The organism is Kluyvera fluvialis (assembly GCF_059725275.1).
In genome coordinates this window covers 3,246,172-3,260,439 of record NZ_AP046142.1, presented here as the reverse complement: position 1 = coordinate 3,260,439, position 14,268 = coordinate 3,246,172, and the positions used below count along the sequence as shown (strand labels likewise).

Genomic DNA, 14,268 nt, shown 5'->3' with positions numbered 1-14,268 from the left:
CGCTTATCAGGCCTACCAATTTAAGCGCAGCGCCGTCGGGGTTAACGCATAATGCGACGCAAAATACGGTTGGCTTGCTCTTCAAAATTGGTTGCGGCCTCGTCGATAGTCGCTTTACCGTAATCAATACTTTGCAGCGCGGCGGTAAACTGCGAGCCGAACTGCGGATCTTCCAGGTAAGGCAGCGCTTTCGAGGTGTTCGGTAAAGCAGCAGACTGCAACAGCCCAGAGATAACCGGATCCTCGTCGGTCAACAGGCCTGCATCGCGCAGAATTTTTTCCCCCGCTTTACTCAGCGGTACGCCGCGCTCCAGCCCAACAGGTACGATACCTTCCTTCACATTCATCAGGAAATTAACCAGTTTTGCCGACTCTTGTGGGTAGCGCGTGTTTTTACTGATAGACAGCATCAGCGCAGTTTTATTGAACTGACCGGCATCCTTCGCGCCTTCACGCATCGGATAAGGCCCCATTACCAGATCTTTGGGGTTGCTGAGGTTTTGTGATTGCGCTGGGTACAGCACGTTCCAGTTATAAATGCCGCCCCATTCACCGTTAATCCACGGCTTCATTTCGTAAGCCACCCCCTTACCGAATGACGCTGTTGTGCGGGCATCGGGGATCGTATGAGAATCAACCAGTTGGCGATAAAAAGTGAACGCTTCCACTAAATCGGCATGATCCCAGCCAAGTTTGCGGGCTTTTTCATCCACCATTGGTTTTTGATTGCCCTGGTATACGTAGGAGTTGAGCAACAGCAGGGCATCTTGTTCGGTGAGGATCAGCGGAAAATAGTTATCGCCCAGTTTTTGTTTAAACACCGGGCCGGCTTTTAACAGCTCTTCCCAGGTGTTTGGCAGCGTGACCCCGGCTTTTTTCCATGTCGCTGAGTTGTAATAAAACAGCATCACATTAGCGGAAACGGGAATGGCATTCACCTTGCCGTTGACCGTGGTACTGGCGAGCGACTCCGGCGAATATTGCTCAAGGCCAATCGGTTGGCTGAGCTTGTTGAGGTCATAAAAACCGTCGCCGGTTTTCGACAGCAGCGTCAGCCAGTTCCAGTTGGTCTGGATAACATCGGCCTCGGTATTACTGTTAATTTGCGTGGTCAGACGGGAATAGAAACCGTCCCAACCGGTATATTCCGCCTTCACTTTGATATTAGGATATTGCGCTTCAAAGGCTTCCAGGGCCTTGAGCGTAGCCTGGTTGCGCGCTTTACCGCCCCACCATGCAAAACGGAGTTCCACCTGATCGGCACTATGCGCGATGGGCATAGCACCAAGACTGCAACAGGCAAGCAGGAACAGAGTTGACTTTCTCATGGATGAATCCTCCGTGTAACAGTATTAGCGGCGCTGGCGACGAAACGTTGTCAGGCCTTTCACTAACTGCATTTCCTGCTCGCACCACGGCTTACCTTCTGGCGTCAGAACATCATGGAACCAGATCGATTGAGGATTAGGGTGATTTTTATTAACGCCGGTCCAGGGGATCCACGTCTGCGTTTTGCCTTGCACTAGCCCCCACTGATAACAGCCGGTGTCAAACGCGCTAAATAGCGGCAGTTGCTCGCTAAATACGCCATCCATATGACGTGCCAGCCATTCGGTACACAGCACCGGGCGGTTGCATTGCGACAGGCTTTCCAGCATGCGCAACTGGCACGCAGCGGTGTTGTAGTTGTGGTAGGTGATAATGTCTGACAACGCCATAGCCGCGACATCAATGGGGTGTTCGAGAGCGTCGTATTGATCATGGTCGATATGCCAGGCGCCAACGGTCAGCGGCTGCGTTGGCCCCACTTCACGTGCCCAGCCAAAGGTGGCGACCATCAGTTCAAGGGCGAAGCCTTCCAGTGCTTCGTCAAATTCCATTGATTCTGTCGCTGAAAGGTTAATTCCACGGTTGCCCGGCTCATTGTAGAGATCCCAAATAGTAATGCGTTCATCATCTTTAAATCGCGTCAGGACATCGCGAACGTAGGCTTCAACGCGTGGCCATTGTGCACTGTCCATCACGATAGCGCGGCCAGGGCTGGCAGCGGCCTGGCTGTTATGTACGCCTTCGCGTGGCGCTTTTTGCGGGCCGAGATAGGGTTCATCGCCGGAGAAACCGCAGTCGTCCATCAGCGTGAGCATGACCTGAATTTGGTTCTTCGCCGCCAGGCTAAGAAAGGTATCAATACGTTCCAATAGGCCATCGCGATCGGCTTCCCAGACGATAAATGGCAGATTGGTGCGCAGCGCATTGTAGCCGTAGTCATGTGCCCAGCCGAGTTCTTGATCGATTGTGGCGACATCAAAGGTTTCGGCCTGCCACATTTCTGTCCAGTTGACCGCGCTACGCGGTAAATAGTTAAACCCGCAGGCCCAACCGTGTTGTTGATACCATGCCTGAGCTTGTGCTTCGTTCCATTGCGAGTGCATATCATTTCTCCATCGCTAATAATTATTAGCTAATATTTATTAACTAGTGAGCGATACGCAATCTTAAAGCGGCTAATATGCCGAGTTGTTCACAAAAAAAACGCATGATATCTGTGCTATAGTCGGCGGCGACAAGGAGTAAACATGCCAAAAAAAAATAAGATAACGATGAGTGATATCGCCAGGGAAGCGGGTGTGTCTCAGGCGACTGTGTCTCTGGTGCTCAACAATAGCCGAGCGATCCGCCTCAGCGAGGCAACGCGCGCACGGGTGTATGCCGCAGCACAGGCGCTGGGTTATCAAAAAATCATCGTGCCCCATCGTCGTGACGGCCAGGAGGAGATAGCCCTGCTGCTGTGCGGAATACCCAATTACGACCCGTTTGCGGATGCGATTAGCGAGGCCAGCACGACCGCCTGGCAGCGGGATACCTTGTTAACCGTTTATGAATATGGCGATGATATTGAACTGGCAGAGCAGATCCTCCGCCAGCTAGAGCGCCGTCACTGCGCGGGCGTTATTCTGGCAAGCCCAGTGACCCGCGCGTTTGATTTCACTCCGTTTGAGTCGCTGCTGAATAAATCGGTGGTGCTGCTCAACCAGTACGATCCCAACCATCCGCTGCTGCCTACCTTTTTACCTGACGACCGGGCAAACGCCTGTCAGATTGTAAATCACCTGCTGGCTCAGGGCGTTACGCGTATTGCTCATATCATGGGCGACGAATGGATGGACGCTAGCGTGCTGCGCCTGGAAGGCTATCGGCAGACGCTCCAGCAAGCGGGTATCGCGGTGGATGACACTCTCATTAAGCAAACAGATTGGTCGCTGGATGCCACCTTTAAAGCCACGCTGGAATTAATGCGTTTACCGCAGCCGCCGCAGGCTATTTTCTGTGCCAGTGACTGGATGACGCTGGGCTGTTATCAGGCGCTGGCGACGCTAAATGTGTCGATTCCGGGGGATGTGCTGGTTTGTGGTTATGATGACCAACGCATTGCGCATCAACTGACGCCAGCGTTAACCAGTGTGCAGTTAGCGTATAACGAGCTGGGGCGTATGGCCGTAAGTTATTTATGTGATGGCGATGATGCGGCGGCGCATATTCGGCTGGTGGGTAAATTGCAGGTGCGCGGCAGCAGCCAGCGCACCTGAGCGTGTTAGCTTACCGGGATCATTACCGCTTCCTGGTAGGCTGGGCGTTCAGCAAGCTGCTGATACCAGCGCGCCAGGTGTGGGCGCGGTTGCCAGGTTTTCACCGTTTCCAACAGGTTATAGACGAACGGAGCAACGGCAATATCGCCCACGCCGAATGTCTCGCCAGAAAGCCAGGTTTGCCTTGCCAGCGCGTTATCAAGAATTTCCAGCAGCGGTTCGCAGGCGCTTATTGCCGCGTTGATCGCTTCCATGTCGCGCTGTTCCGCCGGTGTTCTGACCAGGCCAATCAAAATACGGCGATGCACTGGCGACAATGTTTCGTTCGCCCAATCCATCCATTTTTCGCTTTGTGCGCGCTGTATCGGCTTAGCCTGGCACAGGCTGTCAGCGCCATACTGCGCTACCAGATAACGAACGATAGTGTTCGATTCCCACAGCACGTCATCGCCATCTTTCAGCATTGGCACCAGGCCATTTGGGTTGAGCGCCAGATAGGCCGCATCGTGATTCACACCGAAAGCCTGACCCGCCATTATCTGTTCATAAGGCAATGCCAGTTCCGCCAGCGTCCAGCGTACTTTTTTCACGTTCGTTGAGTTGTTTCTTCCCCACAGCGTAATCATAGCCACTCCGCTTTTCATGATTGTTAATGAATGTTGGGTCAACGTTAATCTACAGGCAATCTCAGTCAAAAAAAACGTCATGTTTTCAGCACAACTCAGGGATCTTGCGTAAACTTAAAAAACTTTACCAACTCACTGTTTCTTTGAGAGAGTTTCTACGTTATTACTCACCGCCTGGTGCAGCACGGTTACTGTCGTGGCGTGTTTTTAGGAATGGATACTTGGGTGGCTTTTATGATGTGTAATACTAACGCCTTGCGGAACCTGATGGCTGGCTCTGCGCTTTTAATTTTAGTCGCACCGGCGGTGCAAGCAGCGGAGCAACTGCCAGATGCTCCTGCTATTGATGCCCGTGCATGGATTTTAATGGATTACGCCAGCGGTAAAGTGCTGACGGAAGGCAATGCCGATGAGAAACTCGACCCGGCAAGTCTGACGAAGATCATGACCAGCTACGTCGTGGGTCAAGCGCTTAAAGCGGGGAAAATTAAGCTTACCGATATGGTCACTATTGGCCGTGACGCGTGGGCCACCGGCAACCCTGCGTTGCGCGGTTCCTCGGTGATGTTCCTCAAACCGGGTGAGCAGGTTTCGGTAGAAAACCTGAATAAAGGGGTGATTATTCAGTCGGGCAACGATGCCAGCATCGCCATTGCCGACTATGTCGCCGGTAGCCAGGATTCATTTGTGAGCCTGATGAATGGCTATGCGCAGAAAATCGGCCTGACCAATACCACCTTTAAAACCGTTCACGGCCTGGATGCGCCGGGGCAGTTCAGCACCGCGCGCGATATGGCGCTGCTGACCAGAGCGATGATTCATGATGTGCCGGAAGAATATGCGGTACACAAAGAAAAAGAGTTCACCTTCAACAATATCCGCCAGCCTAACCGCAACCGTCTGTTGTGGAGTACGAATCTTAATGTGGATGGCGTGAAAACCGGGACGACGGCAGGCGCGGGCTATAATCTGGTGTCATCGGCTACGCAAGGCGATATGCGGCTGGTGGCGGTGGTGCTGGGCACGAAGAGCGACCGCGTGCGCTTTAACGAGTCAGAAAAACTGCTAACCTGGGGTTTCCGTTTCTATGAAACCGTCACACCGATTAAACCGGACGCGACGTTTATCAGCCAGCGCGTGTGGTTTGGCGATACCAGCGAAGTGAAACTGGGAGCGGGTGAAGCGGGTTCAGTCACCATTCCGAAAGGGCAGTTAAAGAACCTGAAAGCCAGCTACACCTTAACGCAGCCGCAGCTGACCGCGCCGTTAAGCAAAGGTCAGGTCGTTGGGACGATTGATTTCAAACTTAACGACAAAACCATTGAGCAACGCCCGCTGATCGTGATGGAAGCGGTCGAAGAGGGTGGGTTCTTTAACCGCATGGTGGACTTTGTGCTGATGAAATTCCACGAATGGTTCGGCAGTTGGTTCGCGTAATTCTTGCCTAATACAGCAGCGAAATTTGCTGCTGTTTGGCCAGCGCCACCAGGTCGCCGTCTGGGCAGGTGTCGCTGGCAATCACATCAAAGTGTGTTAAATCGCCCATGCGGGCAGGACGCACTTTGCCAAACTTGCTGTGATCCGCCACTAACACGTGGTAGCGCGCCTGGCGCATTGCCCAGTGTTTCACCGGTAATTCTTCGAGATTATAACAGGTTGCGCCCATGTCGATGTCGATACCCGCAGCGGAATAGAACGCAATGTCTGGGCACAGGTGTGCCAACGTATCTTGCTCGCTGAGCGGTTTGAAAATGGCGTTGCTGGCGTGGAACTCACCGCCGCACAGAATTGGCCGACAATTGGGCTTTTCTTGCAGTGCGAGAAAGGTATTCAGCGAATAGCAGACGGCGGTAAACGGCAGGTCGTTATCAATAGCATCGATTATCCACGGCGTGGTGGTTCCGCAATCGAAAAATGCCATCTGATGCGCTTTCAGCAGTTTTGCCGCATGGCGGCTTGCCCGCTTCTTTTCTTCAACCAGCCGCGTTTTTTGGTCGCTGAGCAGATAATGAGGCACGCTGCGTGGCTCCAGCACTACATAGCCGCCGAGCAGCACCACAGGGCCGCTTTCGCTGTTGAGATCGCGACGAATCGTCATTTCGGAAACGCCGAGCAACGCTGCCGCTTCTTTTAAATGCAGCTTGTCGCTACGTTTCAGTGCCTGAATCAGTTGACCAATTCGCTCGTCGCGTCGTGTTTCCATAATTCCTCTGCCGGAAATGCCCCGCTAAGATTGTCGGGGCTCAGCGCAGTATTTTACCTGTGAGCGCAAGGCTAGTCACGTACCCAGCCTTTACGAATCGGCACAGAGAAGATCAGTCGGTAAATTCGCTGCAAACGAGGGTAAAGCGTTGCGCCCGCGAATTGCCACAGCATTTGTGATATCAGGCAACCGACCAGGCCGCTCAGGAAACCGCCGAGCATGTCCATCGGCCAGTGAACGCCAAGATAGACGCGTGACCAGGCGATGGCGACGCCAATGACCAGCAGAAGCAGACCTGACCACACGCGATGCCAGAACAGGAAGGCGAGGGCGAAAGTGAAAATCGCCGTGCCATGATCGCTTGGGAAGGAGTTATCCGGCGCGTGATGCAGGAAGTTATAGCCCACATTCATCACAAAAGGCCGTTCGTGCGGGAATATCTGACCAATCACCCACGAGAGCGACAGGCTGACGGCAATCGCCAGCGCCACTTTGATTACCAGATGGCGCTGCGCGTGAACCTGCTGACGTTCTCCCCATAGCCACATGGCAGCGGCGAGCAGAGGCACTATCAGAATTAAGTCCTGAGCAATAAATGTCGCTAATGAAATAACCCACGGCGCGGAGTCGGGGGTGGCGTTGATAAGCAAAAATAGCGAGTGGTTAAGGTTTTCCAGCATAAAGTTCAGGCTTCACAAATGACGGTTTTATGACGGCTACCTTAAAAAGTCGGGCCACGACGGTAAAGCGGTATTGTCTGAATCGCGCTATCAGCGTATACGTGGGCGACATTAAGGCCTTGTATTGGATGGCGTAGAGTATAGCGCCTGCTACCTTAAGCCAATCTTAACGGCTGCAAATTGTGCGAAATTATTATTGTGCGTGATAATTAACTATCACCACTATTGTGCATTGATTAAACTGGCGTGTTTTTATTATGGATGCGAGCCTATTATGGACAGTTCCTCTTCTTCTCGAAAACGTTTAGGGCGTAAGGCGATCCTGTTCCCGCTTTGCCTGGTGCTCTATGAGTTTTCTACCTATATCGGCAACGATATGATCCAGCCGGGTATGCTTGCGGTGGTGAAAGAATTTAACGCTGGCGACGAATGGGTTCCGACATCAATGACGGCCTACATGGCTGGTGGCATGTTCCTGCAATGGCTGCTTGGCCCTCTGTCTGACCGTATTGGCCGCCGCCCGGTAATGTTGACTGGGGTTATCTGGTTTATCATTACCTGCCTTGCAACCCTGCTGGTCAGTAATATTGAGCAATTCACCTTCCTGCGCTTTTTACAGGGGATAAGCCTGTGCTTTATTGGCGCAGTGGGTTACGCCGCCATTCAGGAGTCGTTTGACGAGGCCACCTGTATCAAAATAACGGCGCTGATGGCGAACGTGGCGCTGATTGCCCCTCTATTGGGGCCGCTGGTGGGTGCTGCGTGGGTACATGTCGCGCGCTGGGAAAGCATGTTTATTCTGTTTGCGGTGCTGGCGGCGATTGCCTACGTTGGCCTGTATAAAGCGATGCCGGAAAGCGCAACCCGCATTGGCGAAAAACTGTCGCTAAAAGAGCTGGGGCATGATTATAACCTGGTACTGAGAAATGGCCGGTTTGTCGCCGGGGCGCTGGCAACGGGCTTTGTTAGCCTGCCGCTGCTGGCGTGGATTGCGCAGTCTCCGGTCATTATCATCAGCGGTGAGCAGGCCAGCAGCTATGAATATGGCCTGTTGCAGGTGCCGATTTTTGGCGCGCTGATCCTCGGTAACCTGGTGCTGGCGCGCCAGACCTCTCGCCGCACGGTACGTTCGCTGATTATCGCGGGTGGATATCCGATTATGTTCGGCCTGATATTGGCGGCAGCCGCGACGGTTGTCTCGTCTCACGCCTATCTGTGGATGACCGCAGGGTTAAGCTTTTACGCCTTTGGCATTGGCCTTGCCAATGCGGGCATGGTGCGCCTGACGCTGTTCGCCAGTGACATGAGTAAAGGGACGGTTTCCGCCGCGATGGGCATGTTGCAAATGCTGATTTTCACGGTTGGCATTGAGCTGAGTAAACACATCTATTGGCTGGGAGGCAATGGCTTGTTTAGCCTGTTCAACCTCGCCAGCGGTGTGTTGTGGCTGGTGCTGGTGACGCTGTTCTTGTGGGATAAAAAGGTGGGCGGCAGCCTGCAACCGCAGTAAAAAAGCAGCCCGGTGTTGCGCCGGGCTGATTCATCTTTAAGCGAACGGCGCTTTGCCGCTTAACGCTTTGTCGATCATTTCCAGCACGCCTTCTTCGTTATTATGCGGCGCGTGATAACCGGCAACCGCTTTAACAGCCTCGGCGGCGTTGGCCATCGCAAAGCCATAACCGGCCTGCTGTACCATCTCAATATCGTTCCCGCTGTCGCCAAAGGCAACAACCTCGGCATCGTGAATGCCCCAGCGATCTTGCAGCATCCGCAAGCCATTGGCTTTGTGAATGCCTGGGATGATTAAGTCGATGCTGTTATGGCCGGTGGTTACGGCAGTCAGCATATCGCCCAGCGAGCGATGCAACACTTCCTGCATCTGCGGCACTTTGTTATCCGGGATATTGAGCGCGAACTTCAAAATCGTGTCATCAAGTTGGTTGAAGTCATCCACCAACTGTAAGCGATGATAGTAGCGCACGGCGATATCGTGGAAGCTGGCGTCGTAGCTATTCAGCGTGTAAGCGCTTTTCTTACCACAGACGATGATTTCAATTTCCGGGCGGGTATGCAGGAAATCTACAATCTTATGAAAATGGTCGCGTGGCATTGCGCAGTTGAACACATCTTCACCTGCGTCAATGACCCAGCCGCCGTTCTCGGCGACAAAAGCAATCTCATCAACAACATCCGGGAAGAACGACGCTAACTGATAATATTGGTTGCCGCTGGCAACCACGAAGCGGATCCCTTGCTCTTTCATCTGTTGATATTGCTGGTGAAAACGTTCGCGATTGTACGATTTTTTATCGTCCAGAAACGTGCCATCCATATCGACAGCGATCAGTTTAACGCTCATCAATGACTCTCCATTACAACGCGGGGCTCGGGTTTAGCCACCGCTTTCGCCACCAGAGCGGCAATCAGAACCAGCGACAACACTGCCAGCATTGCGCTACGCAAGCCGTAGTGTTCGCCAAGGAAGCCGAGCAGCGGCGGCCCGACCAAAAATGCCAGATACCCGGTAGTGGCGACAACGCTCACGCGGGTAGGGGCGTCCGGGCCGGTATCGCTGGCGGCGGAAATCGTCAACGGGAAGCCCAGTGAAGCACCCAGCCCCCACAGAATAACCGACACGCCTGCAACCCAGGCGCTATCGACGAAAATAATAAATGCGATGCCCAATGCGCCCATCAGCGCGCTGGCGCGCACCACGGTAACGCGGCTGTAGCGGTCAATAAACCAACCACCGGTAAAGCGACCCACGGTCATGCCGAGGGTAAAACCGGCGTAAATCAGCGAACCGGACGTCGGGCTAAAACCGTGCCCATCGACCATCAACAGCGGCAGCCAGTCATTGGCAGAACCTTCGGCAAACGCCATTGCCAGCACCACCACGCCAATCAGCATCAACTGCATATCGCGCCAGAACGGTACACCTTTTTCCTGGTGCTGCGCGTCTTCTGCTGCGTTTTTCCCCGTGCCATCGGGGATAGCTTTAATGGCAATCATAATCGGGGCGATACCCACTAATGCCGCCAGCAGGATGTGCCACATGGCCGCTAAACCGAAGGCGGTGACCGCCATTCCGACGCCCGCGCCAACCAGTGTGCCAAAGCTGTAAAAACCATGCATCATCGGCAGCACGGTTTTTTTCATTTCACGCTCGACGGCTGCGCCTTCAACGTTGATAGCCACTTCCGCTGAACCAAAGCTCGCGCCAAATATCGCCAGCCCAATCGCGAACACCCAGGCTGAGCTTAAATACAGTGCGAGGCTGAGAATCATCATGCCAAAGACCGCGCATGACATTGTGGTACGGATAACCGTGCGAGTTCCGAAGCGTTTAACCAGGTAGGCAGAACATAAAATACCGCTCATCGAGCCTATCGACAGACCAAACAGGACAATGCCCATTTCTGCCGTTGAGACAGACAAAATATCGCGGATCGCCGGTGTGCGCGTAGCCCAGGAAGCCATCAATAAACCGGGTAAGAAGAAGAACATAAAGAGTGCCCACATGCGTAGTCGCAGGGCTTTACGGGAGGTTAACGTTGTCATCCATTCGCGTCGGGTCTGAAAGTGTGCAGACAACACTATCAAGGTTGTGTACATTTGTACATAACCAGAGAGGGGAGATTAATGGCTCGTAGACCCAATGATCCACAGCGCCGGGAGCGTATTCTTGACGCCACGCTGGAAACCATTTCCACCCACGGGATTAATGCGGTAACACACCGTAAAATCGCCGATTGTGCCGATGTGCCGCTAGGTTCAATGACCTATTATTTTGACGGTATCGATGCGCTGCTGGCTGAGGCGTTCAGCAGTTTTACCGAGCGAATGTCGGAAGAGTACAGCGAATTTTTTGCCGAGGTCAGGACAACCGCGCAAGCCTGTGACGCTATCGCCGGGCTTATCTTTGATAGCCAGGTAACCACGCCGAAAAACATGACCCTGATGTATCAACTGTATGCGCTCGCCAGCTGCTCTCCCTCGCTGAAGGCGATTATGCAAAACTGGATGCGGCGCAGCCAACAAACGCTGGAGCAGTGGTTCGATCCTGCCACCGCGCGCGCACTGGATGCCTTTATCGAAGGAATGACGCTGCATGTGGTGACCGACCGTCAACCGCTCAGCCGTGAAGATATTCGTCGCATGGTAGGGCGAATGGCGGGAGAGGGGTTTTAGGGGGAAAAAGGGATAAGGCGGCGAGTGGGTAAATGCTGGGCAATAAAAAACCCATCAACCTTGAACCAAAGATGGCGGGGTTGATGGGCTCCACAAAATGGGGACATCAAAGAAAAGCAGTGGCACTAATTAAGACTCAGGCCTGGGTAAAAAGTTCTGCCGTGTAGCAAAAATTTTTTCTTTTCTTTGTCCCCATCGAATTGGGCTAGCCGCCTAGCCCTGGCCAGATGATGATTATCAATGTACCGGCGAGGGTGAGCAGCACGTTGGCGATGGCGTAAGTCCCTGCGTAACCTAGCGCTGGAATGTTGCTGCGCGCGGTGTCGCTGATGATTTCCATCGCTGGGGCACAGGTACGTGCGCCCATGATGGCACCAAACAGCAGTGCGCGGTTCATGCGCAGCACGTAAGCACCGAACAGGAAGCTAATTACCACTGGAATCAGGCTCACGAACAGCCCTGCAACTAACATCTGCCCGCCGACAACGCCGAGGCTTTTACCGATGCCGCCACCTGCGCTCAGGCCGACGCCCGCCATAAAGACCATCAGGCCAAATTCTTTCACCATGTTCAGCGCGCCCTGCGGGATGTAGCCGAAGGTTGGGTGGTTGGCACGCAGGAAGCCCAGCATAATCCCGGCGAACAGCAATCCGGCGGCGTTGCCGACCCCAAAATTAAAGTTGCTGAACTGGAAGGTGATCATGCCGATCATCAGGCCGACAATAAAGAATGCGCAGAAAGCCAGCAGGTCGGTGACCTGGCTGTGAATAGAGACGAAGCCGATACGGTCAGCGACGGTTTTTACGCGACGAGCGTCACCGCTCACCTGCAACACATCGCCTTTGTTCAGCACAATGTTGTCGTCAATCGGCATCTCAATCTGGCTGCGAATCACGCGGTTAAGGAAGCAACCGTGGTCGGTGAGTTTCAACTGCGCTAAGCGGCGACCGACGGCATTATGGTTTTTGACCACAATTTCTTCGGTAACAATGCGCATATCCAGCAGGTCGCGGTCGAATACTTCTTTGCCGTTACGGAAGCTAGGGTCAAGACGCGCATGGGCGTCCGGGTAGCCCACCAGCGAAATTTCATCGCCCATTTGCAGCACTGCGTCACCGTCTGGATTGGCGAGGATACCGTTGCGGCGAATACGTTCGATGTAGCAGCCAGTTTGGCGATAAATACCCAGCTCGCGCAGATTTTTACCATCAGCCCAGGCCACCAGTTCCGGCCCAACGCGGTAGGCGCGGATGACCGGCAGATAGACTTTACGATTGGTGTCGGTATCCAGGCCACGCTCGCGGGCAATTTGTTGGGCGCTGGTTTGCAAATCCTGATGCTGGAATTTTGGCATGTAGCGGGCGGCGACGATCAGGCTGACCAGACCAATCAGGTAGGTCAATGCGTAGCCGAGGCTGAGGTGATCTTGTGCCTGTACCAGTAAGCCTGCTTCCATGCCGGAATGACGCAAGGTGTCTCCAGCCCCCACCAGAACGGGTGTTGAGGTCATTGAGCCAGCCAGCAGGCCAGCAGTCAGGCCGATATCCCAACCGAAGAGTTTGCCAAGGCCTAGTGCAATCAGCAGAGCGCTGCCGACCATCACTAATCCCAGCATGAGATAATTTTTACCGTCGCGGAAGAAAATAGAGAAAAAGTTTGGACCGGCTTCGACGCCCACGCAGAAAATAAACAGCATGAAACCCAGATTTAGCGCATCGGTGTTAATGCTGAAGTGTTGTTGCCCTAATAATAGAGAAACAACTAAAACGCCAATGGAATTACCGAGTTGGATCGAGCCAAGTCGTAATTTGCCAAGACAAAGCCCTAGCGCTAATACCACGAATAATAACAGGATGTAATTCCCGTTTAACAAATCTGCGACGTTTATATTCACGGAGTCTAACTTATCGTTTACCAGTAACGTGTTGAAAGGAATGGTTATTTGGTCTACTGTTGACCAAGGGTTATGGCTCGTGTGCTGCTATCCTGTACCCAAAGAATAACCAAAAAATAGCGACATGTAGTTTAATCGTTCCTGATTGCTACGGCTAGCAACAATCGCTTTTAGCACACATTACATAAAATTTTTCAGGCCCATTTGTCGGTTTGCGTGCTTTTATGCATATATATAAGGAGTTTGGCAAGGAATGCCGGGGACTTTATCAACTGGGTGTCCGATAGGACGATGTAGGGTGTTTGATAGAGATAATGTCAGGAGATGCGTGTGAAAACTGAACGTGGTTGGGCAGGCGTTATTTGCTGCTTCATATTATTTATTGCCGTCTTTGCTGCGCTTATGCTGCATGTAAAAGATACGCTTCACGCCTCTGGAAACCCTGAGTTAGGTCTGCTGTTTTTCCTTATCCCTGGCGCGGTCGCAAGCTACGTCTCTTCGCGTCGTCGAGTGCTGCGCCCGTTGCTGGGAGCTATTCTGGCTTCGCCTCTGTGCCTGCTGCTGGCGCGCCTTTTTCTGAGCAGTGACCGTTCTATTTGGCAAGAACTAGCGTGGTTATTCAGCGCGATATTTTGGTGTGCGCTCGGTGCGTTGTGCTTTTTATGCGTCAACTCACTGCTGCACGATAAGCGTCGGGAAGGTAAACGCCCGCTGTGAATGCGGGCGTCGGGCAGGCATTAAGCAAACAGGCCGAGGTTTTCTTTGGCCCATGCTTCAAAATCGGTGCAACCGCCAATGTGCTGTTGATCGACAAAAATCTGCGGTACGGTTTCAACCGGCTTGCCGACCGTTTTTTCAAGGTCAGCTTTGGTGATGCCTTCTGCATGAATATCAACGTAACGGTAGTTGAAATCGTCGCGCTCCTGAGTCAGTTTTTCCGCCAGTTCTTTTGCACGAACACAGTACGGGCAGCCTGGGCGACCAAAAATTACGGTAAACATATATCTCTCCTCATACGAGCGGGAATAATCAAGCCTGATGGCGAATGGCACTTATGATGCCGCTTCATGAGCAAAGACGAAAGAAG

General features: G+C 53.1%; 13 protein-coding genes and 1 pseudogene. 5 read left to right on the top strand and 9 right to left on the bottom strand.

What is annotated here, in order from left to right; genetic code table 11:
* Nucleotides 1–41: 41 nt before the first annotated feature.
* Nucleotides 42–1,328, bottom strand: coding sequence for an ABC transporter substrate-binding protein (locus AC6I4B_RS15385; RefSeq protein WP_497766315.1), 1,287 nt, complete (start codon nt 1,326–1,328; stop codon nt 42–44).
* 24 nt (nt 1,329–1,352) lie between these two features.
* A complete protein-coding gene (locus AC6I4B_RS15380; RefSeq protein ID WP_497766313.1) occupies nt 1,353–2,432 on the bottom strand; it encodes a glycoside hydrolase 5 family protein in 1,080 nt (359 codons plus the stop codon).
* Between the two features lie 144 nt (nt 2,433–2,576).
* Here AC6I4B_RS15380 and AC6I4B_RS15375 point away from each other — a divergent pair, with 144 nt between their 5' ends.
* Nucleotides 2,577–3,587, top strand: a complete 1,011-nt coding sequence (locus AC6I4B_RS15375) for a LacI family DNA-binding transcriptional regulator (RefSeq protein WP_497766311.1) — start codon at nt 2,577–2,579, stop codon at nt 3,585–3,587.
* A 5-nt stretch (nt 3,588–3,592) separates the two neighbouring features.
* Here the strand turns inward: AC6I4B_RS15375 and AC6I4B_RS15370 are convergent, their stop codons facing one another.
* A complete protein-coding gene (locus tag AC6I4B_RS15370) occupies nt 3,593–4,213 on the bottom strand; it encodes a glutathione S-transferase family protein (protein ID WP_497772193.1) in 621 nt (206 codons plus the stop codon).
* Between the two features lie 234 nt (nt 4,214–4,447).
* Here AC6I4B_RS15370 and dacC point away from each other — a divergent pair, with 234 nt between their 5' ends.
* Nucleotides 4,448–5,650, top strand: a complete 1,203-nt coding sequence (gene dacC / locus AC6I4B_RS15365) for a serine-type D-Ala-D-Ala carboxypeptidase (RefSeq protein ID WP_497766310.1) — start codon at nt 4,448–4,450, stop codon at nt 5,648–5,650.
* Nucleotides 5,651–5,657: 7 nt separating this feature from the next.
* Here dacC and deoR read toward each other — a convergent pair whose 3' ends face one another.
* Both deoR and ybjG read right to left on the bottom strand, forming a co-directional pair.
* Nucleotides 5,658–6,416, bottom strand: a complete 759-nt coding sequence (deoR, locus tag AC6I4B_RS15360; RefSeq protein ID WP_497766308.1) for a DNA-binding transcriptional repressor DeoR — start codon at nt 6,414–6,416, stop codon at nt 5,658–5,660.
* A gap of 71 nt (nt 6,417–6,487) precedes the next feature.
* The gene (ybjG, locus tag AC6I4B_RS15355) at nt 6,488–7,096 is read right to left on the bottom strand and encodes an undecaprenyl-diphosphate phosphatase (protein ID WP_497766306.1); all 609 of its coding nucleotides are present in this window, start codon (nt 7,094–7,096) and stop codon (nt 6,488–6,490) included.
* A gap of 274 nt (nt 7,097–7,370) precedes the next feature.
* Between ybjG and AC6I4B_RS15350 the strand changes: the two genes are divergently transcribed.
* Nucleotides 7,371–8,606, top strand: a complete 1,236-nt coding sequence (locus AC6I4B_RS15350; protein WP_497766305.1) for an MFS transporter — start codon at nt 7,371–7,373, stop codon at nt 8,604–8,606.
* Between the two features lie 36 nt (nt 8,607–8,642).
* Here the strand turns inward: AC6I4B_RS15350 and AC6I4B_RS15345 are convergent, their stop codons facing one another.
* Entirely contained in the window at nt 8,643–9,455 is an 813-nt protein-coding gene (locus AC6I4B_RS15345; RefSeq protein ID WP_497766303.1) for a Cof-type HAD-IIB family hydrolase, read from the bottom strand.
* Nucleotides 9,455–10,714: pseudogene (locus AC6I4B_RS15340) on the bottom strand (MFS transporter); the annotation flags it as partial. The gene AC6I4B_RS15345 and the pseudogene AC6I4B_RS15340, both read right to left, overlap by 1 nt.
* Before the next feature lie 24 nt (nt 10,715–10,738).
* Here AC6I4B_RS15340 and AC6I4B_RS15335 point away from each other — a divergent pair.
* On the top strand, nt 10,739–11,287 hold the full coding sequence (locus AC6I4B_RS15335) for a TetR/AcrR family transcriptional regulator (RefSeq protein ID WP_497766302.1): 549 nt from the start codon (nt 10,739–10,741) through the stop codon (nt 11,285–11,287).
* 205 nt (nt 11,288–11,492) lie between these two features.
* On the opposite strand, the gene AC6I4B_RS15330 is transcribed toward AC6I4B_RS15335, so the two are convergent.
* Complete coding sequence (locus tag AC6I4B_RS15330; protein ID WP_497766300.1) at nt 11,493–13,181, bottom strand: aspartate:alanine antiporter; 1,689 nt, start codon at nt 13,179–13,181, stop codon at nt 11,493–11,495.
* Nucleotides 13,182–13,511: 330 nt separating this feature from the next.
* Here AC6I4B_RS15330 and AC6I4B_RS15325 point away from each other — a divergent pair, with 330 nt between their 5' ends.
* Entirely contained in the window at nt 13,512–13,898 is a 387-nt protein-coding gene (locus AC6I4B_RS15325) for an inner membrane protein YbjM (RefSeq protein WP_497766298.1), read from the top strand.
* 20 nt (nt 13,899–13,918) lie between these two features.
* Here AC6I4B_RS15325 and AC6I4B_RS15320 read toward each other — a convergent pair whose 3' ends face one another.
* The gene (locus AC6I4B_RS15320; RefSeq protein WP_052284291.1) at nt 13,919–14,182 is read right to left on the bottom strand and encodes a GrxA family glutaredoxin; all 264 of its coding nucleotides are present in this window, start codon (nt 14,180–14,182) and stop codon (nt 13,919–13,921) included.
* Nucleotides 14,183–14,268: the final 86 nt, after the last annotated feature.